Origin of the sequence: Bacillus cereus group sp. MYBK5-2 (genome assembly GCF_051915685.1) — a bacterium.
Classification (GTDB): domain Bacteria; phylum Bacillota; class Bacilli; order Bacillales; family Bacillaceae_G; genus Bacillus_A; species Bacillus_A cereus.
This window is the reverse complement of the sequence record NZ_JBQAFE010000003.1, coordinates 141,506-165,743: the sequence shown is the minus strand read 5'-3', so window position 1 is coordinate 165,743 and position 24,238 is coordinate 141,506. Positions and strand designations below refer to the sequence as shown.

Genomic DNA, 24,238 nt, shown 5'->3' with positions numbered 1-24,238 from the left:
TTGCACCTCCTAATATGAAAATGTCCCTTCTATAACTCTGCCTGCTGAAACATTTTCATTGAGAGGAACATTGATATGAATATACTCACTAATACTCCAATACCAAGAACACCCATTGCTTGTGTAGCCTCTTGAGAGTGAAGTACTTTTAACATAATTGTTTTATCACCAAAAATATTGCACATAAGACCAATCATACCTATTAAAGGAAACAGCATAATCAAATTCAAGACTGTAATAACTTTATATCCCCCAATGTAATTAGTCGGTATCGTTACTACACAATAAATCAAAGTTGCTACTATCGCTGAAAACACTGCATATCCAGGCATGACTATATCCCTGTCCAATAAAATATTTCCTAATATTACGACTATAAAAGTTACACTTAAACCAGCCATAATAAATAATGTGCTTGAAATATATTTAGCTATAATTATCTCTTTTCTCGTTATAGGTAAACTCACTAATACTTTTTCCGCTTTACTTTTCTCGTCATAATAAAAAGAAATATATATAATCGTACTACATGTTATAAATAATCCTATTGCAATCCCCATTGGTTCGACGGAATTCTTAAAAATAGATAAAATAGGGATTAAAAAATAGAAAGGAAACATCTTCTTCTGTAAAAAAAACTCCTTCAAAATCAACTGTTGCATATGAATTCCCCTCTCTATAAATCACGCGTTTCATAAATTTTAATTGTAAGAAGCATAGAAACGATATAAACACTAGCTAATATAATTCCTCCAATTATAAATACACCAATATGCAGCGGATTCATAATCCACTCACTGAATGAAGGTGCTGTTTCATTCAGCCCATCACTAATAAACATCCAAAAAATTACACCTACTCCCATTGATGCTGCTGATACTATACTTCTTACTATCTTCGATTTTGTACCGTAATAACTAGGGAAAAGTATTACAACAAAAAACAAGGCGTAAATAGCTCCATTTATTACTTCATACCATGGAATTTCAATGTATAGATTAGGATGATAGGCACCAATATTACCAATGACCACAATACCTCTTATAAGAAAAACAACTAACATCGTAGAAAGTATGCCACCTACAATAAATATTGCACAGGAAATATATCTAGCAATGACGATATCCTTTCGACTTACCGGTAAACTATTTATAACAATGTCACTTTTATTCCTTTCATCCATAAAGATTAACGTCATAACCGAGGAAAGTGTTATAAATAGACAACTCATCGGAAATAACCCTTCACCACTTGGATCTAACATAAATAACAAAAGTGGCATAACAAAATTCACTAACCACGTTACCCGAAAAAAGAACAAATCTTTATATACGAGCTGACGCATAGGCACCTCTCCCTTTCGCAGTGTAAACGATAATGTCATCTAATGTAGGCTTTTCTAGTACAACCTCATTTCCAAACCAATCGATAATTGTTTGTTTATCCTTCGCTAAACCTTCAAAACCAAATTTATTTTTTCGTAATCCAACAAATAGTTCTTTTCCTTCTCGGTCTAATAAATCATTACTTCCTTTTACGATTACGTAGTTCTCCATTAAGTCTTCTTTTTCACCAGTAAATATAATTTCTCCATCATTGATGAACGTAACATAATCTGCAATGCGCTCTAAATCTGTTGTAATGTGCGTTGAGAATAATACGGATACTTCATCTTCCATTACAATTTCTTGCAACATATCAAGTAATTCACTTCGAACAACTGGATCTAACCCTGCTGTCGGTTCGTCCATAATAATAAACTCTGCGTGGTGCGAAAGTGCGATGGCAATCGCAAATTTCATTTTCATTCCTTTTGATAATTCTTTAATTTTTTTATACTCTGGAACTTGCAATCTATGCATATACGATTGATACTGCTCTTCGTCCCACTTTTTATATAACGGTGCAATAATACGCTTCATTTGTTCACACGTTAAATCTTCGTAATAATGATTTTCATCATATACAAAGCCGATATTTTGTTTTATTTCCTTTTCAGCTTTCTTATTGTCCTTGCCAAAAATTTTTATATCTCCGTTATCTTTTTTAATTAAATTCATAATCATTTTGATTGTCGTACTTTTCCCGGCCCCATTCGGTCCGACAAACCCCATAATATATCCGCGTGGTAACGTAAAACTTATATTTTTCACTGCGAAACCTTCATAACTTTTACAAACATTTTTTAACTCTAACATCTCTCTCATTCCCCCTTATATAAAAACGCAATCATCTGCTGTAATTCTTCAAGTGAAAGCTGCAACGCTTTACTTTCATTCACAATCTCTTCCGCTTTACTTTCCAATAGGCGAAGCCTTTGTTCTTTTAATAGTTCATTATTTTTACGTGAAACATAAGTCCCCTTCCCAGCAACAGTTTCTATATATCCTTCTTTTTCAAGCTCCTCGTATGCACGCTTCGTTGTAATGACACTAATTTGTAATTCCTTCGCTAAGCTACGAATAGACGGTAATTGATCTCCACCCTTTAAACCGCCATTTAAAATAAGCTGGCTTAATTGTTTTCTTATTTGCACATAAATAGGGTCTTGGGAAGAATTCGAAATAATAATATTCATGTTTTCCTCCAGTGTGTGTATATACTGTGTATACCTTATATATACAGTATATACACAACATCCTATTTTTGGCAAGAAAAAAAGACCAACATTTTCCTGTTGGTCTTTCGTATATGTATCACTTTTCAAAGCGATCTAACATCTCGTCTCTCATTCCGAAACTTACTACTGCAATTCCTATATACATAAACAGAAGGAATGCCGGATGAACTGTATTGTACCAGCTGCTGTCAACGATTAAGTAAATCGTTAATGCGACAACAAGAACAAACGCTAAGATAAACATATAAAAGTGTCTTGTACTACCCATGATAAACTCCTCTCTTCTCACTTCACCATTCAACAGTTTATTTTATCGAATAATTCGATATGACTCAAGGTTAACTTTCTGTTATGTAATCAAGTTCTACCTTTACAATGTCCTCACATGCTATTGAAATGATTGTTCCTTGTTTATCAATCGCCGTCACTTCTCTATTATCCATTACACGATTTGCTACTCTTTCTAACACTTTTCCTTGGTCCCGATAGCAAAATTCTTTTACATCTTTAATTGTTTCTCCATTTTCTAAATGGTATACCATTCTATAACATCGATATCCCACACTTTCACCCCCGTCTTGTTCGTTTTTTCACATATACATAAAAATGAGTAATCTTTGCCTCATCACATCTTCTTAATTTCAATAAAATTCTAACAAAAATAAATACTTTTATCAAACCGACTTTTTCAACAAAACTACCTATAAAACTACACCTTTACACCATTAGGAAACAAAAAACATATTTTTTTAACATTTTCTTCACTATTTCTGCATAAAGTGAAACTTTAATCAGTGGGGATTTTTCTTCATCCCCACTGATTATTAGTTGAACCAATCGGGCATTTACGGACAGTTTATCTCCCACCTGGCTTCTTTGCACCAGCTAAGTTTTGAGTTGGGAGTTTACTGTCCGTTAATGCGGGACAAATTCTCCATACAAAAAAGAACCCGCCTCAGCGAGTTCTTCCTTTGTTATTTTAATCAAACTTGTACAGGAGCTGGCTTCGCATAACGTAAAACTGGTTTACGTGCAGCCATCGTTTCGTCTAAACGTTTAATAACTGTCGTATGCGGTGCTTCTTGTACAACTTCTGGATTTTCTTCTACTTCTTTAGCGATTTGAATCATCTTATCAATGAAACCATCTAATGTTTCTTTTGATTCTGTTTCTGTCGGCTCAATCATAATACATTCTTCCACATTTAATGGGAAGTAAATTGTTGGTGGATGGTAACCGAAATCAAGCAGACGTTTTGCAATATCTAATGTACGTACACCAAGTTTCTTTTGACGACGACCTGATAATACAAATTCATGCTTACAATGTCTATCGAATGGAAGATCGTAGAATGGCGCTAATCTTCTCATCATATAGTTCGCATTTAATACAGCATACTCCGTTACTGCACGCAAGCCATCTGGACCCATAGAGCGAATATACGTGTATGCACGAACGTTAATTCCGAAGTTACCATAGAATGGTTTCACACGACCAATTGCTTCTGGACGGTCGTAGTTGAAGTGATAACCATTTTCCGTTTTCTCTAAAATCGGTTTTGGTAAGTACGGAATTAAATCAGCTTTCACACCTACTGGACCAGAACCTGGGCCACCACCGCCGTGAGGACCTGTAAATGTTTTATGAAGGTTTAAATGCACAACGTCAAATCCCATATCTCCTGGGCGTGCTTGGCTTAATACCGCATTTAAGTTTGCACCATCATAGTATAATTTACCGCCTGCATTATGGACGATTTCTGCCATTTCTAAAATATTTTCTTCGAATAGACCTAATGTATTAGGATTTGTTAACATAAGTGCTGCTGTTTCTTCGTTTACAACACGTTTTAAGTCTTCTAAGTCAACAAGGCCATTTTCATTTGATTTTACTGTAATTGTTTCAAAACCAGCTACAGTTGCAGATGCTGGGTTCGTTCCGTGAGCAGAGTCAGGTACAATTACTTTCGTACGGTTAAAGTCACCATTCGCTTCATGGTATGCACGAATTAACATTAAACCTGTCCATTCTCCGTGTGCACCAGCTGCTGGTTGTAAAGTAACAGTATCCATACCTGTAATTTCAATTAAATGCTCTTGTAAGTCATACATTAATTCCATTGCACCTTGTACTGTCTTTTCATCTTGCAGTGGATGAATATTTGCAAATCCTGCGAAACGAGCTACACTCTCATTAATTTTCGGATTATATTTCATCGTACAAGATCCAAGTGGATAGAATCCAGAATCAACACCGTGGTTACGGTTTGAAAGTGCTGTATAGTGGCGCATAATATCAAGTTCAGATACTTCTGGTAGCTCTGCATCTTCTACTCGAATATAATCGCTCTCAAACACATCTTCTAGTTTCACTTCTTCTACATCTAATTTGGGTAAGCTATATCCTATGCGTCCTTCTTTACTCACTTCAAAGATAAGTGCTTGATCTTGGTTCTTCATTGGATAGCCCCCATTTCGTTTACAAGTGTGTCAATTTCCTCTTTTGTACGAAGCTCAGTTACTGCTACAAGCATATGGTTTTCATGCTCTTTATAATCACGGCCTAGATCATAACCACCGATAATATTCTTTTGTAATAATGCATCGTTTACTTCTTTCACTGGACGTTTGCAATCTACAACAAACTCATTGAAGAATGGTCCAGCAAATGTTACTGTGAAGCCTTTCGCTTCAAATTGACGTTTTGCATACTGTGCTTTAGAAATATTTTGACGTGCCATTTCTTTCACACCTTGTTTACCAAGTGCCGTCATTGCAACAGAAGCTGCTAATGCATTTAACGCTTGGTTTGAACAAATATTAGACGTCGCTTTATCACGGCGAATATGCTGTTCACGTGCTTGTAACGTTAATACAAATCCACGTTTACCATCTGAATCTACAGTTTGTCCAACAAGACGTCCTGGAATTTTACGCATAAATGCTTTCGTTGTTGCAAAGTAACCACAGTGCGGTCCACCAAACTGCGTTGGAATACCGAATGGTTGTGCATCACCGATTACAATATCAGCACCAAATTTCCCTGGTGGTGTTAATGCGCCTAATGATAATGGATTTGAAGAAACGATAAATAATGATTTTTGTTGATGAACGATTTTTTCAATATCAGCTAATTTTTCAACTTGTCCGAAGAAGTTTGGATATTGAACGATTACACAAGCAACTGTATCATCTACTTCACTTTGTAATACGTCTAAATCTGTTACACCATCTTTATGATTAATTTCAACAACTTCAAGATTTTGACCTTTTGCATACGTTTCAAGTACTGCTCTTGATTCTGGATGAACCGCGCTAGATACAAGAATTTTCTTTTTGCGAGTATGGCCAGCTGCTAACATTGCCGCTTCAGCTAAAGCTGTACCCCCGTCATACATAGAAGAGTTTGCTACATCCATTCCTGTTAATTCACAAATCATTGTTTGGAATTCAAAGATTGCTTGTAATTCCCCTTGTGAAATTTCCGGTTGGTATGGTGTGTAAGCTGTATAAAATTCTGAGCGAGAAATAACATGATCTACAATTACTGGAGCATAATGATCGTATACGCCTGCTCCTAAGAAAGAAGCGTATTCTTTTAAGTTAGCATTTTTACTAGCCATTTGAGATAGCTCTTTTAAAAGCTCTGGCTCTGATTTTGCTTCTTTAATTTTTAAATCCCCTTTAAAACGAACACTCTCTGGAATATCAGAGAATAATTCATCGATCGTTTGAACGCCGATCGTTTGTAACATTTCTTTTTTGTCTTCTTCTGTCATTGGAAGATAACGATGCAACATGAAATCTACCCCTCTCCCCGTTACTTTGAACGTTTGTAAAATGGTGTTGGAACAACTACTGCTTTGACGCGTTTATTACGAATTTCAATTTCTACTTCTGTATCAACTGCTGCGTATTTTACATCAATTAGTGCTAAACCAATGCTTTTCTTTAACGTTGGAGATTGTGTACCACTTGTTACTTCCCCAATTTTTTCTTCACCAATAAATACAGGGTAATGCGTACGAGGAATTCCACGTTCGATTACTTCGATGCCGACTAATTTACGAGGCGCACCGTTTTCTTTTTGCTCTTTTAACGTTGCTTTTCCAAAGAAGTCTGCTTCTTTATTTGTTTTTACCGCAAAGCCAATTCCAGCCTCAATCGGTGTAATATCTTTTGATAATTCTTGTCCATAAAGTGGTAATGTTGCTTCGAATCGAAGTGTATCACGAGCACCTAAACCACATGCTTTTAAGCCCTCTTCTGCTCCAACTTCAAGAAGTTTCTCCCAAAGTTTTGCAGCATCTTCACTCTTACAGTAAATTTCGAATCCATCTTCACCTGTGTAACCTGTACGAGATACAAGTGCTGGAATTCCGTCTACAAGAATATCGTTTTTAAATTTAAAGAACTTAATTTCTTTCAAATCTTCTGACACAACTTTTTGTAAAATGCCTTCTGCTTTTGGTCCTTGAATTGCAAGCTGTGCAACTTCACTAGAAACATTGACTACTGTCGCATCGCCAATTACATGACTTGCTAACCATTCGTAATCTTTCTCGATATTTGATGCATTGATTACTAATAAATAGTCTTCTTCACCACGTTTGTAGATTAATAAATCATCTACTGTACCACCATTTTCGTAGCACATAGCTGTATATTGTGCGCCCCCTACCTTTAAGGTAGATACGTCATTTGTAACAACACGTTGTAAAAATGCTAAACTATCTACACCTTTTACTTCAACTTCTCCCATATGAGACACATCGAACAAACCTGCAGCTGTACGTACAGCTTCGTGTTCTTCTTTAATGCTTGAAAATTGAACTGGTAATTCCCAACCACCGAAGTCGATTGTTTTCCCACCATACTTCGCGTATACATCAAATAACGGTGTACGTTGTAATGTAATCATGCTCTCTCCCCCTTATGCTTTGACAAATCAATAAAAGTTGCTTCCCTTTTCTAAACATTTTCATTCTGAAAAGATAGGATATACGGAATCTCATTATATTTTTTTATGAAAGCGTAAATAAAAAATCACTTTCTTGGATAAAATACGAAAGATTCCACACATTTCACACCATTATCCTAACATCATTCGCTATATTTCATCAATATTCTAGCATAAAAAATAATTTAGAATTTTTTATGTTAAAACACAATAAATACAGCTTTTGAGATTTAATACTTTATTATTGTCTATCATATAGCCTTTAATAACGATAATTATGCCTTCTTTTAAGGCAAATCATCATACATTAAAAAATAATTACTTTAGTTTATAAAAGGTGGGAGAGTTGTAATGAATGTCGATATTTCCGTAGATCGGACGTGGCAAAACAATTTTTTAAATAGAATTGATGAAGATGGTCCTTGGACAAACTGGGATTTATATCACTTAGCTTATGAAACAGAAAAATCGTTACTTGTTCCTACTTTTGATGGACTACAAGCACCGAAACATTTATCCCATTTCACACCGCTTCCGCATCAATTAGAAGTCGCTCAAAATGTAATTGAACAAATGAATGGTAAAGCGATTCTAGCAGATGAAGTAGGCCTTGGAAAAACAATCGAAGCTGGACTTATTTTGAAAGAATACATGGTCCGCGGGCTTGTGAAAAAGGTACTTATACTTGTCCCAGCTTCTCTCGTATCACAATGGGCATACGAGCTGAATACAAAGTTTTTCATTCCCGCTGTAGCACAAAAGAAAAGCTACTCGTGGGAACAAGCTGACGTAATCGTATCATCAATTGATACTGCGAAACGTTCACCACATCGCGATATCGTGTTGAACTTAGAATATGACCTTATTATTATCGATGAAGCACATAAACTGAAAAATAATAAAACAAAAAACTATGAATTTGCACAACGATTAAAAAAGAAGTTTTGTTTATTACTAACCGCTACTCCTGTTCAAAATAAGATTGATGAAATTTTTAACCTTGTTTCTTTATTAAAACCAGGACATTTAGGCAATCAATCCAACTTTGAAGAATATTACGCTTCCAAAAATCGCTCAGCCGAATCAGATGAAGACTTAAAAGCTCTCATTAATAAAGTAATGGTGCGAAATAGACGACATAATACCGGTATCGATTGGCCGAAGAGACATGTACGTACAATTTTTGTTGAGTTTAATGAACAAGAACAAGCTCTATATAATGATATCGAAAATTGGCGAGGACAAGACGCCTTCACATCTGCTTTCTCATCGTTAACGTTAAAACGGGAAGCGTGTAGTAGTCGTGAGGCTGTTTACTATTCATTGAAAAAGCATGTAGAAAAAAGACAGAAAGAAAACGAACATTATATAAAAGATCCACATATCGATGTGCTAATGGACAAAATTAATCATATTCCTTTCAACTCGAAAGCAACTAAAGCTCTAGAGCTTATAAAAGAAATTGACGATAAAGTCGTCATTTTCACGGAATACCGAGCATCACAGATGTACTTACAATGGTTTTTACAACAACACGGTATTTCTTCTGTCCCATTCCGCGGCGGATTTAAACGCGGGAAGAAAGATTGGATGAAGGAACTTTTCCAAAATCGTGCCCAAGTGTTAATTGCAACTGAAGCTGGCGGAGAAGGCATCAACTTACAGTTTTGTAGCCATATGATCAATTATGATTTGCCATGGAATCCAATGCGTCTTGAGCAAAGAATCGGACGTATTCACCGTCTCGGTCAAAAGAATGATGTTCATATTTATAACTTAGCTACAAAGCATACTGTTGAAGAACATATTCTGAAACTGTTATATGAAAAAATCAACTTATTCGAGCGTGTTATCGGTGAACTCGATGAAATTTTAACGAGAATTAATATGAAAAACATCGACGCGCACATTCAAGAAATTTTCGCGCAATCAAAAAGCGAAGGTGAAATTAGAATTAAGATGGAAAACTTAACATCTATTATCGACTTTGCGAAACGAAATGAAGCTGAGGTGCAAGGCTATGCAGCAACATGAAATTCATAATTACTTATACAATTTCTTTGAGGCGAATAACTGTGAAATTTTAGAACGTTCTCCTCATTTATTAGATGTACAGTTAACAATTGAGATGGATAAATTATTAATGAATCGCCCTTTTTATTGGCACTATCTTGAGAAAACAGGAGGCGTACCGAATCCGATGCGCCTTACTCTTATTACAAATCCAGAAAATGAAGAAAATGATGGTGAGCTTATTCACTACGGTTCACCACGTCTACATCAAATTTTCCAAACGACAAAAGAATTAGGCTCATACATACGTTTATATGAGGATGTAAGACATAATGGGGCAACACATACACCGCTCCACCCTTGGCTCGGTATTAATATAAAAGTTTCCTATCAATGTGATCGAAAAAAAGACATCCTTCACTCGATTGGTATTCATCTCATTTCTGGAACAATGATGGCAAACTTTCATGAAACATTAACAAACATTAAACTTACACCAAAAATACCTGATTTTTGTTTTACGCTCTCGCCCATCATTAAACCTCAAAGTGGTTTACAACGCATAGAAGACGCTTTAAAAAATATAATTGCAGAAGATGACCATACGTGGGCAAAAGAAGCAAGAGTGCGTTGGAATCATGATTTAGACCTTTTAAACCGTTTTTATGAAGAAAGTGACGAACTTCCTGAGAGCTATGAAATTGAAAAACAAGCTCTGCAAGAACAGTATGAACCACGTATTACAGTGCAAATTATTAACGGTGGACTCTTTTATGTTACCGCGAATCATTTTCTATCAAAATAAAGCTCCTTCTGCTTTAGAAGGAGCTTTATTTCGAGTTACTCTCTATCCTCATTACGCTCTTGTTGTTTTTGCTTTGCCATGCGTTTTTGATACGCACGATCCTTCGCGCTCACATGATTTGCATCAGTTGGAAGATTTTCTTTCGAACGTCCAATTCCATTGCTCATCTTTCCCACTCCTTTTTACGTTTTTCAGAATACATGTTTATTTTCAGCTAGAGTGACAATCCTTATACAAAAAAATAAGAGCAGCCATTGGCCACTCTTACTCGCTCACATATTTTTGAAACATATCATGGATGCCTTTATTTACTAGGTTCGAGATCTGCTCGTCAGATTTATTCGGATAACGATCACGCAATCTGATAGATGCCTTCACCATTAAATTTTCTAATACAGAACGGCCACCTTCTCCATAAATAATTTCAGCATATTTAACAAGCCTTCCATCCTCTACTGTTGCTGGATTATGATTGAAGAAAAATTTACTCATTGTCTCCACCTCTCTCTTTTGATAACGTTTACATTTATATAGATTATTTATGTTATTTATTTCACAATATTGTATGCATGTATATTTAATTAGTTTCATTATAAAGCAACATATCGATAGTAAATATGTGATTTTCCGTCCATTTTGTGAACAAATTAAAAATGAAAGCGTTTCCTTTATTATATACTAAAAAAACTTACTACGCTAGGGGCAATTTTTTTCAATCTACTAACCCCTCGAAAATTGATATATTTTTTCTTTTCCCATTAAACCTTATACAATTTTCAGAAATTATATTATAAAATATATGTATGACTTAAGGAGGCTTTGTATGAATCAAAATAAAAAAGCTATATTAGATCTTGTCTTTTATCTCGTAATCCCATTCCTCATTTGGAAATTTGCAAAACCTTATATCGATCCTTATTACGCGATGTTACTTTCCTCTGTTCCGGGGATTATTTATACACTGTATACCTTTAAAAAAGAAAAACAGTTTAACGTGACAGGGTTCTTTATTTTAATTACACTCATTTCTAATACAACGGTAGATTTATTATCTGGTTCAGCTGAACGAATGTTGTGGAATGATGCATATTATCACATCGTACTCGGTATTATCGTCATCTGTACAATTTTCATAAAAAAACCACTCATGTTATATTTCGCTGCGGATATTGCAGCGCTGCAAGGCCATGACCGCGATAAAAGTCGTGAACTGTATCGTGATAGTCGTATATATCCAGCACTGCAATATTTAACGTTATTTTTCGGGCTGCAATTTATATTAAAAAGCTTTTTAAAAATTTATTTCATCTCTGTTTTTGGTGTAGATGGCTATGGTGAAATGAGAGCAATTATGACCGCTGTAGGCTGGGGCATTTCTATTTGTATCGGAATAGGATTTGTATGGGTGAACAATAAAATACATGCCGTTACGGAAGAACAAGAATCCGTGCAGTAAATAAAAATCCCCTAGTGTAATACGACACTAGGGGATTTTTGATTTGCTAGACATATGACTAAAATTTAACTTGATTTTTTTCTTTTACTTTTTACATTTCGGTAAAACAAAGCAGCACTCAGCGGCATAACACCAAACCACTTATTCATAAATGGCTCTTTTTCAGCACGGCGTTGTTCTTTCTTTTGTTTTCGATCTTCTTTTGGAGCATCCATATACGACACAAACTGCTGCGTCACAAAGCGAACATAATCATTAGTAGACATATTATCATCACCTCTACTTGATTAGTATGTCCACTTTTTTATACATTAATCTTTTCCTTTAATTCATTCATAATTTGCTTTACAGACTTATTTGTCGTATCGATATGAATGTGAGCCTCTTCATAATAAGCTCGGCGTGATTCAAATTTCGTTACAAATGCATCTATATCTTTCTTTTGAAATAGTGGACGTGTCGTATCTTCACGAAGCCTTTCTGCAATTACATGCGGATCGCAATATAAATACACGACAGTTCCGTTCTCTTTCATCCACTTGCGATTTTCCGCTCGTTCAATAATTCCCCCACCAGTTGTAATAATGACATTATGGACTGGTAGCGCACGTAACATTTCGCTTTCATATTCCCGAAAAGCCATTTCGCCTTCTTCGGCAAAAATATTTCGAATTGCCTTCTCTTGCTTCTCTTCGATTTTTTGATCAGTATCTACAACATCCATTTGAAGTTCTTTACTTAACGCTTTTCCAATTGTTGTTTTCCCTGCTCCCATGTAGCCGGTTATGTATATAGATTTCATTTTCTGTCCTCTCAATCGTCATTTATTAATTGTTATTATAACGAAAGATGCTACTTTGTTTAATAAAAAAACGTTTTGTTCTTATACTATGAAGAACAAAACGTAACGCTCGCTTTTACTTATAATTACCTCTTCTCACCCACTGCGTTGCAATCCATTTCTCGCCTTTCGTTACAGGTGCTCCTCCGTGTAACGTAAGCTCATTTAGTGATTGATCTTGATAAAAATACTCAAAGTATACTGCCATTCCCTTTCTAGGGTGTACAGAAAGATTTAATTTCGGGAAGTATGTTTCCCCGCCTTCTTCTACATCATTTAAGTACATTACAAGCGTACTAATACGATTGTTAGCAGCTGATCTACTATGTTCCGCAAAATAATCATAGTGGGCTTTATATTGTTGATCCACTTCATAATTTAAAATGTGTAATCCTTCACCATGCGACGCAGGAACATTCATGATAGATGAAATTCGTTTTTCAATCTTTGAAGTAAGTTCATTGTCTTCCAAAAATGCACCGCTACTTGTTCGAATATCATTTACATCACGTGATGAACCAATTTTAGAACGCTCCATTTTATTTTTAGACATTTCAATCAATTCATCACACTCTTCATCACTTAGTACATTTGCTAATACGACAATAAGAGGTTCTTCGAATTTTGAAATAATGTGTATTTCTCTATCTTCTGTCATAATCGTATTTCCTTTATGATCAAAAATAGTTTGTTCCTTATTTTCACCTATTTGATTGTTGTTTGTCATTTCCCTATTCTCCCTAAAAATAATGATTGGATAGCATGAATATATCATATTCTTTCTACCTTTCTCTTTTTTGAGAAAATTTAAACTTTTAATCATTATATTTATCCATTTCTTCTAAAAAATCAATTCAATTTACAATAGAAAATCCTGGTTTATCTCCATATATTTCACATATTATCCTTCTATCCAATCCACTATTTTTCCATCCTTTTTTCTATACCGAAAACTCACCGTATAGAAAGCTTCCTGTTTGAGTGTGCACTGCAACGTAACGAGAATTAAATCATTTTCAAAGACATAATTTCCACTCGCTTCTCCCTTTTCATACTGAAAGAAAAATGTACCTTCTTTTTCTTTTTGCTGTAAATCTTTTTTTATATCTGTAATAGATCGGTTAAGTAATTCATCCAATAAAAACTTTTGTTCTATTTCTATATAAAAATTTTTATCTGTAAACAACATATTTGTTTCGTATATAAAAAAAGAAGTTAATAAAATAAGAAAGATAATCGTTCCAGGCATTGTAAATCCATTTTGCTTTCTCATACGTTTATTCCTATTTCGCTATATCGCATAACTACACCTTCATATATTTTCCCACTAGTATCTTTTACATTTATAATGAGTACATGAGGTGTTAGTTTGTAAGAAACTGTTCCAATATTTTGTAAAACAACTTCCCTCCCGCGCCTATTTACCTTTCTTATAAGACGACTATTCTCTTTTTCATACGATACTTCACTCCCATTACGCGATCGGAATCGTAAAATACTTTCTCCATTTTCAAATGCTAGCTGTTCTCCAGATGATACTTCACGAAACTCCAATTGCATTTGCCCTAAATACACATCCCACTCCCAATCATTTAATCCTTTTGACTGTTTATTTCCCATTTCAATGAAATGTAGGCGGGGAAGGAGCAAAAAAAATATTGATAATAGAAACAGACATACAATCATTTCTATTAATGAAAAACCAAATTCTAATTTATTTTTTCTCCTACATAAAAGCATTGTTCCATCATTCTGTCTTTCACATCTCTCCACATGGTACAAACTTCATTGCCTCCCCAATATGTGTAATACACAATTCCATTTATATTCTTTTCTATTATTCGCTTTTCTTCATTTCCATACATATATATAGCTGCTTCTTTTTTTAATAATCCAGATGCCTTATAACGAATTTGTATATTTTTTCTTTCTTGCATAACTAATACTGTTTGCGGTAGTAGTAAAGATACAGCCATCATTAAAACACTTAACGATACAATCATTTCAGCCATTATGGATCCTTTTTGACATTTCACGATACGTAAATCTCCCTCTTCCAAGCTGAAATACAATTTCATATTTATAATTTCTATACGAAATTATAATCGTACCACCTCTATTAATATTTCCACTTGGATTATATGTCATCGGATTTGGAAACGTATGCAAATCAATTTGTATATCTTCTTCATACTCTCGCTTGACGATATAATACTTTGTACCTGACTCTTTTATAGCATACATATTTCTATCTTTATGCCAACGTAATGTATAGTGCTTTTGACGGTTTATCGCTAATTGCTGCATATACAAAATATCATTTGAAAACTGCCTCAAAAATTGTTCAACTTTTTGTCGCTCGTATAAGGAATGCACGCTAAAATACGTAACTATACTTAATACAGAAATAGCAAATAAAACGAGTAACATTTCTAAAAAAGTAAACCCCTGTTGTTTCACAATGCCCTAATTGATACTGCGCCATCATCTGAAATATGAATAGATTCGCCATTCGGGCACTTATCAGTTGTAATATACTTTTCATCTGTCAGTTCTTTTAACGATGGAATTTTATTATGTTGTAATTGATATACTTGTATTTGCGCTTCTATAGCTTTCACGTAAGCTGCACACCCTTTTCCTTGGACCGATGAGCGCTGTGTAACTACATTCGGAATAATTAATAGTAATAATATAGTTATGACAACCATCACTAATAGCATCTCTAACAGAGTAAATCCTTCCTCATTCTGCATACAAATGCCCCCTAAATAGAATTCATCATTTGAAACATCGGCATAATCATCGCTAAATACATAAGGACAACGATTCCTCCGATACATGTAAATAAAATAGGCTGAATGATAACTAACATATGTTTAATTTTCCGTTCCATCTTTTCCATAATAAGATCGCTATAGTCACCTAATTCAATCCCTAAATTGCCGTTTGCTTGTCCATGCGTAATAACATAAGAAAGTTCTTTCTCGTAATACCCACTTTTAGCAATGATAGATTGTAACTGTTCTCCTCCAATTAATTGTCTTTCAATCCGGCTCGCTTCATATTTAAAGAACGGATGATATCTTTGCTCCATCATTATTGTTAAAGCTTCACATACTGATAGTCCACCATTTAATAAACCACTCAACTGAGTAGCAAAATAATGTGAATGCTTTAAAATAAGAAATGTTTTGATGAGGGGAATACGAAGCATAATTTTTACCTGTCTAATATGTGGAAGTTTCCTAAAATACAACATGTATAAAATACCTCCAATAATAACAGTTAAAATAGCGACTAAAATAATGTAAGGTAGCAGTTTTATTGCACTTAAAATTTTTTCTGTAAGTAGTGGTGTATTAGAACCGAACGAACTATAAACCATTTCAACCTGAGGTAATAAAATGAGTTTAAAAATAAAGAGCATGATTAGTAGAAAAAACATCAAGAACATAGGATACTGCATTATTTTCATCATATCTCTCCTATACTTATCTTTCTTATAAAGAAGTGCACTTCCTTGTTGCAAAGCAAAAGAAATATCACCATGTTGCTCGGCATAAAATAAATAACTTAACATGTCCTGATGAAACTTTAACTGATGAAAAGAATCGTGTAGACTTTTCCCATCTTTTAACTCCTCAATCATGCGCTGCAATTGTACTTTCTTTTCTACAGGTAATTGAAACTGTAAAAATTCTAATGCTTGTAAAAGAGAGTAGCCTTTTTCTAATAATTCTCCTAAACGTTTCAACAATACTACTTGATCACTTAAACTCCAAGTTTTCTTAAACATAAACATCTTCTTCTAAAAAACCTAAAGCATATCCTTTTCGTATTGATGATTCTAAAGTCTCATGTTTGTAAGTAACACATTCTCCATCAGCTTCTTTAAGCGCTTGTTTTAACTCATATCCATATAGTAGCTCATAAATGCTAGCCTGCCTTACTTGCCTCATTGATTTACATAAAGTTGAGCACTTTCCTCTGCAAAACGGACACTTCAATTCGACAAGTCGCTGTGCAGCTACAGCCAATAAAGACTGTTCAATCTCTTGCCTCGTTATACCATAATCTATGAAACGAATGATTGCTCCTTTCGCATCATTCGTATGCAGCGTTGTCATTACTAAATGTCCTGTCAAACTTGCTCTTATAGCTATTTTTGCTGTTTCTTCATCACGGATTTCACCTACTAAAATAATATCTGGATCATGACGTAAAATAGCCTTTAATCCTGTTTCATATGTGAGACCCGCTTTTTCATTTATTTGAATTTGTAATACATCGTCACTTCTTTTTTCAACCGGATCTTCAAGTGTAATGATGCGACGTGTTTTCTTTTTTCTAATTACCTCTAATAATGCATACATTGTCGTCGTCTTCCCAGATCCAGTCGGTCCAGTAAACACAAGTAGCCCCTGTGAATAGCGTAAAAACGAGAGTAGTTTTGCTGCCGTACTTGGAAATAACGAAAGATGTGATAAGGGCTGAACAGATGCTTGTAAATGAAGACGAATAACAAGACTTTCTTGATATACTGTTGGAAGTGTGGAAAGGCGTAAATACACTTCTTGTCCATCAATTTGCAAATACAACGAACCATTCTGTGGCTTCCGTTTCTCGCCTATGTCCATAGATGCTAAAAATTTGAAATGTGAGACAAGTTTTTCTCCAAACTCCTTTTCAATACACTGTCTCGTCATTAAATCTTTTCCTATACGTAGTTGCACCGCTACATCCTTCTGCCGGGGCACAATATGTAAATCTGACGCTTGTACCCTACACGCTTCTTTTAAAATTGCATTCGCAAAAATTTCAATCCCATTCATCACTTTTCCCTCCTCACTATGTATATAGCATGAAAACATGCGCAATAAAAATTTGGACTTTTGTATTTTCAATAGAGGAAAAAGGAAAAATATGTTTGTGAAATTATGAACAATTTCCGAATTATTGTCTGAAATTACCTATACTCATGTTTATCTGTATTATAATGTTATTATCTTGGATAAAGTGATAAAGGTGGAGATCCTCATGGAACAAGCTTTAAAAATTACAGGTGTATTATCTGACCCAACTCGTTATTACATTTATAAATATATTTCGCAAAAACATAGTTACGTAACGGTACAAGAAATTGCAGATGAGTTTGACATTCATCCAAACGTAGCGCGTTTACATTTATCTAAACTAGAAGATGTTCATATGCTAAAATCGGAAACGAAGAAAACTGGAAAAGGCGGACGACCGAGCAGATTGTATGTCTTATCTGAAGATGTTATCCAATTACAATTTCCATTCCGTGATTATCAATTGTTAGCAAGAATCGCATTTAATTCTTTACTTAGCCTTGGCGCTGCTGGTGAAAAAGCGCTATACGAAACAGGAAAACAATTCGGAGCTGAATTAATGCAACAACATATGCAACGTTTAAATGTGAGTGAAGATGCTTTAACAGTGGAACAAAAAGTTCAAATTGCAAAAGAAGCTTTCTCAACAGCTGGCTTATCACCTGCATTTGAATTAAGTGCAGATGGAACAAAAATTTTCTATGATGTACACAATTGTCCATTTAAAGAAGTTGCTGTTCATCATCCAACTGAAATTTGTAACATGCACGGAGATATGATGAAAGGAATTTTTGAAATCCTATTCCCTAACATGGAATTAACTCGAAATGATAGTCTATTAGATGGATGTAAATCTTGTAATTATAAACTAACAATTTAATTTTTCATATAAAAAGAAGCCAATAATAATTGGCTTCTTTTTATATGAACGAATATTTACAATAGTAAGAAAAATAAACTATAATGAGGTGAGGTTTACTTTTTTTAGAAAAGGAGGGAGATCGCATGGAGCGCATGTTTCGCGTTCTCGGCTTTTGGACTGGAATTTTCTCGGTCATGTTTTACGTAGGGGATATGCAACCGGCCGCACTACTATTTTTAGGACAAACAGGTTTCTTCGTACTTTTAAGCTATTTAAAATTAACAGAGCGTATGTATATATACGTATTTGGGGCATATTTAACTGTTTTCTTCATAGGATTTACATACTACACGACATTCTTACTTGTGCCTGGGGCTGGACATTAAAAGATGGCATTTTGCCATCTTTTTTTTAATTCCGGAATTACCTAGTTGACTTATAGGTTTTATTACCTTATATTCTATATAACAGATTGGAATTAGGGGGAATCAACATGAATACACTGCTTGTCGGAATTAACGTTGCAGTCATGCTCATCTTAGTTGGCGTATTATATTATATGCAACGTAAGCATGTATCTTTTAATAAACGTGTATTTACCGCTTTAGGAGTCGGAATTTTATTCGGTCTTATATTACAATTTATTTATGAGCCAACTTCTAAAGTAATTATTGAATCAAATACTTGGTTTGGCTTAATCGGTAACGGTTATGTAAAATTACTTCAAATGATCGTTATGCCACTTATTTTAGTATCTATTATTTCAGCATTTACAAAATTACAGTTAACGAAAAACCTTGGTAAAATTAGTGGCCTTATTATCGGTATTTTAATTCTTACTACAGGAATCGCTGCAGCTGTTGGTATCGCTGCAAGTGCAGGATTTGATGTATCTGCAACAGGCCTACAACAAGGTGATGCAGAATCTGCTCGTCTGAAACTAGTTGAAGAAAGATTTACTTCTATTGAAAAGACAACAATTCCAGATAAATTATTAGAGCTATTGCCTACAAATCCGTTTCTTGATTTAACAGGCGCTCGTCCAACATCAACAATTTCTGTCGTAATATTTGCAGCCTTTATCGGCATTGCCTTTATAGGTGTAAAACGAAAATACCCAGAACAAGCAGAGCTATTTAAGAAAATGCTTGATGCTGTATATGCAATCGTAATGCGTATGGTAACATTAATTTTACGCCTTACTCCATACGGCGTATTAGCTCTTATGGCAAAAACAGTTGCTGGTAGCGATATAAATGCTATTTTAAAACTTGGTAACTTCGTGTTAGCCTCTTACGTAGCACTTATCGTAATGTTTATCATTCACTTATTATTAATTGCATTGTCTGGTTTAAATCCAATTCAATATTTGAAAAAAGTGTTCCCTGTACTAACTTTTGCATTCACATCTCGCTCTAGTGCTGGTGCGATGCCATTAAATATTGAAGCGCAAAAAGAAAAACTTGGTATTTCCGAAGGAATTGCAAACTTCGCAGCTTCATTTGGGGTATCTATCGGACAAAACGGTTGCGCAGGTATTTATCCAGCAATGCTTGCAATGATGGTCGCTCCAACTGTAGGAATTGATCCATTACAACCACAATTTATTTTAACTTTAATCGCTGTTGTTGCTATTAGCTCATTCGGTGTTGCTGGAGTTGGTGGCGGCGCAACATTCGCAGCTTTAATCGTACTATCTACAATGAACTTACCAATCGGTATTGTTGCTCTAGTTATCTCGGTTGAGCCATTAATCGATATGGGGCGTACAGCTCTTAACGTAAGTGGCTCTATGACAGCAGGTCTTATTTCAAGTAAATGGCTTGGTGAATTAGATCAAGATACGTACAATCAAAATGATACAAAAACTGGTGAAATTGCTTCATAATGAAAAAAGACGCTAACATACAATTGTTAGCGTCTTTTTTATTCCGTTCCCTCTTTATAGATTTTATCTTGAGAATTATCACTCTAAGTATTCTTCTAGTTGCTCTTTTAACTCTTCCTCAATCTCATAACAAGATTCATCAGCGAGTTCCCCTACTTTCTTACTCCCCAAAATGTTTGATTGAATTGGCATTCCTAAAAAGATTCTTTCGCATTTCTAAATTGGAATATTATGAAATTCAATCAGCTCTTTTTCTTCATCTAATATAGCTATAGCAACTGATGAATAATAACCCACCTCAAAGGGATTCTCTTTTTCCCTTGCAAATCCCATATCTAATTCCATGTGGTTTTCTATGTATAAACGTGAATACTCTTTATGCAGTTTAAGTGATATTCGCTCTATTTCCTTCTCCATACATTGAATGTTCTCTTTTAACTCCAACGTAAACTCCTGTTCTTTATATTTCATTTTCGCCTCCTTAAACATAGAAAAAGAGAATACAATAACATATCCTCTTTCCTCAAATATATTTCATTATCTCACAGCCCGTCCTTTTCACAAATAACCATTTTGTTCGCACCATTTATGAAATTGTCCTACGTCTACTCCAACTAACACGATATCTTTTAGCTCTACATCAATGACTTGTTCTCCAATTACAATAGCAAACTGCGATGCTAATTTTGTCTCGTTTTTCTTTACAATTCCAATTCGGTTCCGATGCGGTCCATCTTTTATATATGCTTTTTGTCCTACAATATCAAAGTTCAAAATTCTCACCTCTTTTACTGCGCTCAAATTGGAAATACGATCTCCACCTCGGAAAATTTCCTTTCATTGCACTATTTCTCTATATATATGACGAAACAATAAAAGAGTCCTTCCTTCTTTACAATTATTTTTTCTTTGTTTCATTTTTGTGATTGAAACGTAAAGTTTATAATAAAATACACTTGGAAGCGCTTTCTATGTAATTTTTTATGTTATAATATATAAGTAGAACTTCGTAAAGAGGGTTAAAAAATGAATACAAAAATGATTAAAAAAGTAATTGAAGCATTAAAAGTATATGGCTTTCAGGATGTATCATTCTGTGACAAAACGAAGCAATTTTTATTTCATAACGAAACCGATATTATGAGCGGCTATGCAGAAATAACATATAGTAGTCAATTTGAAAAATTCAACGTACAAATTCATCCAATTGAAACGCATCACCAAGCAGAGTTACAAGAGATTGAAAGACATATACAAGCTTGTATAAGAAAAGTGGAATATTTAAACGCACTTCTTACCGGGCAGACAAAACTAGATGATAAAATTATTATTATGTAAAAAAGAACGTGATCCAATCACGTTCTTTTTTCATTATACGTTCATCTTTTCCTTTAGTTGTAATCCTGTAACAGATTCTAATACATCCATCGATTCTCCAAATGTCATATCAAAAATTGTCTTGTCCTCTATGTATGGAAACTGTCTGAAACGCTTTTCTAACACCTTCACAGCATCTGATGTAAAGTTTGCACTATCAATGCCAAATTCTGTTTCAAGAAGAACGATCCAATCTAACACATGAAAACCTAATCCATTGACGAATGAAATCAATTTTTCTTCTGGGTTTGAAGATAAGAATACTTGGCGTTCCATCTCACTAAAAAGTTCTTCTCCTAAGATTTCAGCTAACTCATCATCATGTTCACGTTCAACAAGTTCTTCGTAGCCGTAATCATCCACAAGCTCTTCTACTTCTTCACTATCCTGACAAAGCAATTGACTAAGAAGTGCCTCTTTCTTAAATTCACTATTTTGTACGACTTCTAAAAAGCTCGTTTCCCATCCATTTTCTAATTTCATATTATGTACTCCTTTATATACGTTTCTTATCATCACTGTACCCAAAAGATCACTTTTATAACCTTTTAGGTAGTTACTATTATTTCACATGATTCATAACATAAGATGCAAACTCAGCTACATCTCCTTCAAAAATATTTATTTCTGGCAAGTGATAGAACGTTGTTTGGAGCGGGTTTCCTGCATGATATACATATATCGTTTTCTCTAGTGCAATCGCCATTCCAAACTCTGTATGGCTCCCGTTTCCGCCATCTAATATAAGTAAAAATACATCCGCTTCTTTTACAGCATTTTGTTCTGCCTGACCAATTTCTCTTAATTGTTCTTCATTCGCTGCTCTTTCATTTTTGGTCCAATCATATGTATGGTGCCATCCTGCATGTTTCAGTTCATTTGCTACGGAACGTACAAGATGTTTATTTTGGAAACCTGAGGCGATATAAAAGTTCATTTATATACACTCCTTCATTATGTATGGGGAAACTCCTTTTTAGCGTTATTTGTTATAGCTACAATAAAGAACAACTTCAAAAAAAATCCCCATCTTTAAAACTTATTTGCGTTTAAATGATGGGATGCTTCATGGTCTTCTTTTATTTTTTGTTTTTTATAACTTTCATCAGCTAACATTTCTAGTTCAGCTGTTATCTCTGACTTTTCAAGCTCTCTTTCTTGCGAAAATTTCCTTGAAATATAAACAATAACACTACCAACGTACAACACAAAGCATATAATAAGTGCAGTATTTTCATAGAGACTTAGCTCCAACACAGTCACTCCTAATCCATTCGTATTTTCACGCCTCATTAATTGGAATTTCCCTATTAACCCATTTGTTATCCCGCTATTTGAGGGCAGTAAGACTCCCTCCTCAAAATTCAGTAACAGTAAAGAAGTTAGATGTGGGATGCGCCCAACTGATTAAAGTTTCACTTTATTGTAACATAAAAATATCAATTCTTGGAATCTTTCACCCTACTAAAAGAGGCATGATTGTTTCATCATGCCTCTGAAATATTTTGAATGATTGTTTTAATTGCTTCTTTTCCATTATATTTTTTTAGTGCTGTTTTATACTTCTCATTATTTTGATTTAATTCTTCGACATACTTTTTAAGAGATTTTACATTTACATCTTCTTCATATAATACGGAGGCATATCCTTGTCTTTCAAAGGACTCTGCATTTAATATTTGATCTCCACGGCTTGCAAATTTCGATAATGGAATTAAAACCATCGGCTTTTGTAATGTTAAAAATTCAAAAATTGCGTTGGAGCCCGCGCGTGAAATAACAAAATCTGTTACCGCTAATATATCTGGTAGTTCTCCATGTACATATTCAAATTGTCTATATCCTTCTTTATTTTGTAAACTTTCATCAAGGTTACCTTTTCCGCAAAGGTGAACAATTTGATACTTTTTAAGGAGTTCTGGTAATGCTTCTCGAGCCGTATCATTAATTTTTTTCGCGCCCAAGCTGCCTCCCATAATCGTAATAACTGGCTTTTTACGTGAAAAACCTAAAAACGCTAAACCTTTTTCACGATTTCCCTTCAGCACTTCTTCACGTACAGGAGACCCCGTATATATTACTTTTTCTTTCGGTAAATGTTTCGCTGCTTCTTCAAATGTAACAAATATTTTCGAAGCAAAACGAAGCGCAATTTTATTTGCTAGTCCTGGCGTCATATCAGATTCATGTAATAAAACTGGTACTCTATTTAGCCATCCTCCAATTACGACTGGTACAGATACGAAACCGCCTTTTGAAAAAATCACATCTGGTTTTAGTTTTCGAATTCTTACATACGCATCCATAACACCCTTCATTACAAGAAAAGGATCTTTTATATTTTTTAAATCAAAATAACGACGTAGCTTTCCACTCGAAATACTATAGTAGGGAATACCTTCCTTTTCTATAATCGTTTTCTCAATACCTTGGTGAGAACCAATATAAGAGATATCCCAGTTGTCTTCCTGTAAATATGGGATAATGGCTAAATTAGGTGTTACATGTCCTGCCGAACCGCCACCTGTAAAGACTATTTTCTTCATACGTCTCCCCCTTCT

34 protein-coding genes and 1 pseudogene are annotated in these 24,238 nt (G+C 34.6%); 8 read left to right on the top strand and 27 right to left on the bottom strand.

What is annotated here, in order from left to right; translation table 11 throughout:
- Positions 1-29: 29 nt before the first annotated feature.
- From ACTFP3_RS13160 to gcvT, 9 genes are all read right to left on the bottom strand, one after another.
- A complete protein-coding gene (locus ACTFP3_RS13160; protein ID WP_001186557.1) occupies positions 30-662 on the bottom strand; it encodes an ABC-2 transporter permease in 633 nt (210 codons plus the stop codon).
- Positions 663-676: 14 nt separating this feature from the next.
- On the bottom strand, positions 677-1,345 hold the full coding sequence (locus ACTFP3_RS13155) for an ABC-2 transporter permease (protein WP_016123328.1): 669 nt from the start codon (positions 1,343-1,345) through the stop codon (positions 677-679).
- Positions 1,326-2,198, bottom strand: a complete 873-nt coding sequence (locus tag ACTFP3_RS13150) for an ABC transporter ATP-binding protein (RefSeq protein WP_440010691.1) — start codon at positions 2,196-2,198, stop codon at positions 1,326-1,328. Before ACTFP3_RS13150 ends, ACTFP3_RS13155 begins: the two co-directional genes overlap by 20 nt.
- A gap of 5 nt (positions 2,199-2,203) precedes the next feature.
- Positions 2,204-2,578 carry a GntR family transcriptional regulator gene (locus ACTFP3_RS13145; protein ID WP_001021353.1) on the bottom strand — a complete coding sequence of 125 codons (375 nt, stop codon included), beginning with the start codon at positions 2,576-2,578 and terminating at the stop codon, positions 2,204-2,206.
- 118 nt (positions 2,579-2,696) lie between these two features.
- Entirely contained in the window at positions 2,697-2,888 is a 192-nt protein-coding gene (locus ACTFP3_RS13140; RefSeq protein WP_000535933.1) for a hypothetical protein, read from the bottom strand.
- A gap of 70 nt (positions 2,889-2,958) precedes the next feature.
- Positions 2,959-3,162, bottom strand: coding sequence for a DUF3929 family protein (locus ACTFP3_RS13135; RefSeq protein WP_000262496.1), 204 nt, complete (start codon positions 3,160-3,162; stop codon positions 2,959-2,961).
- Between the two features lie 441 nt (positions 3,163-3,603).
- Positions 3,604-5,079 (bottom strand): aminomethyl-transferring glycine dehydrogenase subunit 2, encoded by a 1,476-nt coding sequence (gene gcvPB, locus ACTFP3_RS13130; RefSeq protein ID WP_000795702.1) that lies wholly within the window; start codon positions 5,077-5,079, stop codon positions 3,604-3,606.
- Complete coding sequence (gcvPA, locus tag ACTFP3_RS13125) at positions 5,076-6,419, bottom strand: aminomethyl-transferring glycine dehydrogenase subunit 1 (protein ID WP_000903240.1); 1,344 nt, start codon at positions 6,417-6,419, stop codon at positions 5,076-5,078. The genes gcvPB and gcvPA overlap by 4 nt, the downstream gene beginning before the upstream one ends.
- 20 nt (positions 6,420-6,439) lie before the next feature.
- On the bottom strand, positions 6,440-7,540 hold the full coding sequence (gene gcvT / locus ACTFP3_RS13120; RefSeq protein WP_000631769.1) for a glycine cleavage system aminomethyltransferase GcvT: 1,101 nt from the start codon (positions 7,538-7,540) through the stop codon (positions 6,440-6,442).
- 390 nt (positions 7,541-7,930) lie between these two features.
- Here gcvT and ACTFP3_RS13115 point away from each other — a divergent pair, with 390 nt between their 5' ends.
- Together ACTFP3_RS13115 and ACTFP3_RS13110 are read left to right on the top strand one after the other, a co-directional pair.
- Entirely contained in the window at positions 7,931-9,613 is a 1,683-nt protein-coding gene (locus tag ACTFP3_RS13115) for a DEAD/DEAH box helicase (protein WP_001100040.1), read from the top strand.
- Positions 9,600-10,397, top strand: a complete 798-nt coding sequence (locus tag ACTFP3_RS13110) for a YqhG family protein (protein ID WP_001183964.1) — start codon at positions 9,600-9,602, stop codon at positions 10,395-10,397. The genes ACTFP3_RS13115 and ACTFP3_RS13110 overlap by 14 nt, the downstream gene beginning before the upstream one ends.
- Before the next feature lie 35 nt (positions 10,398-10,432).
- Here the strand turns inward: ACTFP3_RS13110 and ACTFP3_RS13105 are convergent, their stop codons facing one another.
- Together ACTFP3_RS13105 and ACTFP3_RS13100 are read right to left on the bottom strand one after the other, a co-directional pair.
- Positions 10,433-10,564, bottom strand: a complete 132-nt coding sequence (locus tag ACTFP3_RS13105; protein WP_000064668.1) for a hypothetical protein — start codon at positions 10,562-10,564, stop codon at positions 10,433-10,435.
- A 97-nt stretch (positions 10,565-10,661) separates the two neighbouring features.
- Entirely contained in the window at positions 10,662-10,889 is a 228-nt protein-coding gene (locus tag ACTFP3_RS13100; RefSeq protein ID WP_000032702.1) for a hypothetical protein, read from the bottom strand.
- Positions 10,890-10,962: 73 nt separating this feature from the next.
- Here ACTFP3_RS13100 and ACTFP3_RS13095 point away from each other — a divergent pair, with 73 nt between their 5' ends.
- Entirely contained in the window at positions 10,963-11,079 is a 117-nt protein-coding gene (locus ACTFP3_RS13095; RefSeq protein WP_001987222.1) for a hypothetical protein, read from the top strand.
- 141 nt (positions 11,080-11,220) lie between these two features.
- Entirely contained in the window at positions 11,221-11,853 is a 633-nt protein-coding gene (locus tag ACTFP3_RS13090) for a VC0807 family protein (RefSeq protein WP_001073111.1), read from the top strand.
- Positions 11,854-11,918: 65 nt separating this feature from the next.
- Here ACTFP3_RS13090 and ACTFP3_RS13085 read toward each other — a convergent pair whose 3' ends face one another.
- The 10 genes from ACTFP3_RS13085 to comGA form a co-directional block, all read right to left on the bottom strand.
- Positions 11,919-12,119, bottom strand: a complete 201-nt coding sequence (locus tag ACTFP3_RS13085) for a YqzE family protein (RefSeq protein WP_000106083.1) — start codon at positions 12,117-12,119, stop codon at positions 11,919-11,921.
- A 38-nt stretch (positions 12,120-12,157) separates the two neighbouring features.
- Complete coding sequence (gene aroK / locus ACTFP3_RS13080; protein WP_000836653.1) at positions 12,158-12,655, bottom strand: shikimate kinase AroK; 498 nt, start codon at positions 12,653-12,655, stop codon at positions 12,158-12,160.
- 115 nt (positions 12,656-12,770) lie between these two features.
- A complete protein-coding gene (locus tag ACTFP3_RS13075) occupies positions 12,771-13,421 on the bottom strand; it encodes a 2OG-Fe(II) oxygenase (RefSeq protein WP_065222865.1) in 651 nt (216 codons plus the stop codon).
- A 174-nt stretch (positions 13,422-13,595) separates the two neighbouring features.
- Positions 13,596-13,967 (bottom strand): competence type IV pilus minor pilin ComGG, encoded by a 372-nt coding sequence (gene comGG, locus ACTFP3_RS13070; RefSeq protein WP_001231318.1) that lies wholly within the window; start codon positions 13,965-13,967, stop codon positions 13,596-13,598.
- The gene (gene comGF, locus ACTFP3_RS13065) at positions 13,964-14,434 is read right to left on the bottom strand and encodes a competence type IV pilus minor pilin ComGF (RefSeq protein ID WP_033692316.1); all 471 of its coding nucleotides are present in this window, start codon (positions 14,432-14,434) and stop codon (positions 13,964-13,966) included. The genes comGG and comGF overlap by 4 nt, the downstream gene beginning before the upstream one ends.
- Positions 14,404-14,706, bottom strand: a complete 303-nt coding sequence (locus ACTFP3_RS13060; protein WP_000829464.1) for a hypothetical protein — start codon at positions 14,704-14,706, stop codon at positions 14,404-14,406. The genes comGF and ACTFP3_RS13060 overlap by 31 nt, the downstream gene beginning before the upstream one ends.
- Positions 14,699-15,154: a competence type IV pilus minor pilin ComGD gene (gene comGD / locus ACTFP3_RS13055; protein ID WP_000813141.1), complete on the bottom strand. Its 456-nt coding sequence runs from the start codon at positions 15,152-15,154 to the stop codon at positions 14,699-14,701. Before comGD ends, ACTFP3_RS13060 begins: the two co-directional genes overlap by 8 nt.
- The gene (comGC, locus tag ACTFP3_RS13050) at positions 15,151-15,450 is read right to left on the bottom strand and encodes a competence type IV pilus major pilin ComGC (protein ID WP_001178684.1); all 300 of its coding nucleotides are present in this window, start codon (positions 15,448-15,450) and stop codon (positions 15,151-15,153) included. Before comGC ends, comGD begins: the two co-directional genes overlap by 4 nt.
- 11 nt (positions 15,451-15,461) lie before the next feature.
- A complete protein-coding gene (gene comGB / locus ACTFP3_RS13045; RefSeq protein ID WP_065222862.1) occupies positions 15,462-16,499 on the bottom strand; it encodes a competence type IV pilus assembly protein ComGB in 1,038 nt (345 codons plus the stop codon).
- The gene (comGA, locus tag ACTFP3_RS13040; RefSeq protein WP_070180498.1) at positions 16,486-17,529 is read right to left on the bottom strand and encodes a competence type IV pilus ATPase ComGA; all 1,044 of its coding nucleotides are present in this window, start codon (positions 17,527-17,529) and stop codon (positions 16,486-16,488) included. Before comGA ends, comGB begins: the two co-directional genes overlap by 14 nt.
- Positions 17,530-17,734: 205 nt before the next feature.
- On the opposite strand from comGA, the gene ACTFP3_RS13035 reads away from it, so the two are divergent.
- From ACTFP3_RS13035 to ACTFP3_RS13025, 3 genes are all read left to right on the top strand, one after another.
- Positions 17,735-18,430, top strand: coding sequence for a helix-turn-helix transcriptional regulator (locus tag ACTFP3_RS13035; protein ID WP_000434125.1), 696 nt, complete (start codon positions 17,735-17,737; stop codon positions 18,428-18,430).
- Between the two features lie 125 nt (positions 18,431-18,555).
- Entirely contained in the window at positions 18,556-18,798 is a 243-nt protein-coding gene (locus ACTFP3_RS13030; protein WP_000440716.1) for a DUF2626 domain-containing protein, read from the top strand.
- A gap of 107 nt (positions 18,799-18,905) precedes the next feature.
- Positions 18,906-20,300 carry an L-cystine transporter gene (locus ACTFP3_RS13025; protein ID WP_440010687.1) on the top strand — a complete coding sequence of 465 codons (1,395 nt, stop codon included), beginning with the start codon at positions 18,906-18,908 and terminating at the stop codon, positions 20,298-20,300.
- 78 nt (positions 20,301-20,378) lie between these two features.
- Here ACTFP3_RS13025 and ACTFP3_RS13020 read toward each other — a convergent pair.
- Together ACTFP3_RS13020 and ACTFP3_RS13015 are read right to left on the bottom strand one after the other, a co-directional pair.
- A pseudogene (locus ACTFP3_RS13020) lies at positions 20,379-20,771 on the bottom strand (hypothetical protein).
- 87 nt (positions 20,772-20,858) lie between these two features.
- Complete coding sequence (locus ACTFP3_RS13015) at positions 20,859-21,074, bottom strand: DUF3912 family protein (RefSeq protein WP_001008327.1); 216 nt, start codon at positions 21,072-21,074, stop codon at positions 20,859-20,861.
- Positions 21,075-21,326: 252 nt separating this feature from the next.
- On the opposite strand from ACTFP3_RS13015, the gene ACTFP3_RS13010 reads away from it, so the two are divergent.
- The gene (locus ACTFP3_RS13010) at positions 21,327-21,638 is read left to right on the top strand and encodes a hypothetical protein (RefSeq protein WP_001093237.1); all 312 of its coding nucleotides are present in this window, start codon (positions 21,327-21,329) and stop codon (positions 21,636-21,638) included.
- A 33-nt stretch (positions 21,639-21,671) separates the two neighbouring features.
- On the opposite strand, the gene ACTFP3_RS13005 is transcribed toward ACTFP3_RS13010, so the two are convergent.
- The 4 genes from ACTFP3_RS13005 to murG form a co-directional block, all read right to left on the bottom strand.
- The gene (locus ACTFP3_RS13005; protein WP_000764267.1) at positions 21,672-22,160 is read right to left on the bottom strand and encodes a hypothetical protein; all 489 of its coding nucleotides are present in this window, start codon (positions 22,158-22,160) and stop codon (positions 21,672-21,674) included.
- 79 nt (positions 22,161-22,239) lie between these two features.
- A complete protein-coding gene (locus tag ACTFP3_RS13000) occupies positions 22,240-22,614 on the bottom strand; it encodes a nucleoside 2-deoxyribosyltransferase (protein WP_001012345.1) in 375 nt (124 codons plus the stop codon).
- A gap of 95 nt (positions 22,615-22,709) precedes the next feature.
- Positions 22,710-22,970, bottom strand: a complete 261-nt coding sequence (locus ACTFP3_RS12995; protein WP_001250699.1) for a DUF3966 domain-containing protein — start codon at positions 22,968-22,970, stop codon at positions 22,710-22,712.
- A 194-nt stretch (positions 22,971-23,164) separates the two neighbouring features.
- The gene (gene murG / locus ACTFP3_RS12990) at positions 23,165-24,223 is read right to left on the bottom strand and encodes an undecaprenyldiphospho-muramoylpentapeptide beta-N-acetylglucosaminyltransferase (RefSeq protein WP_440010685.1); all 1,059 of its coding nucleotides are present in this window, start codon (positions 24,221-24,223) and stop codon (positions 23,165-23,167) included.
- Positions 24,224-24,238 lie beyond the last annotated feature (15 nt).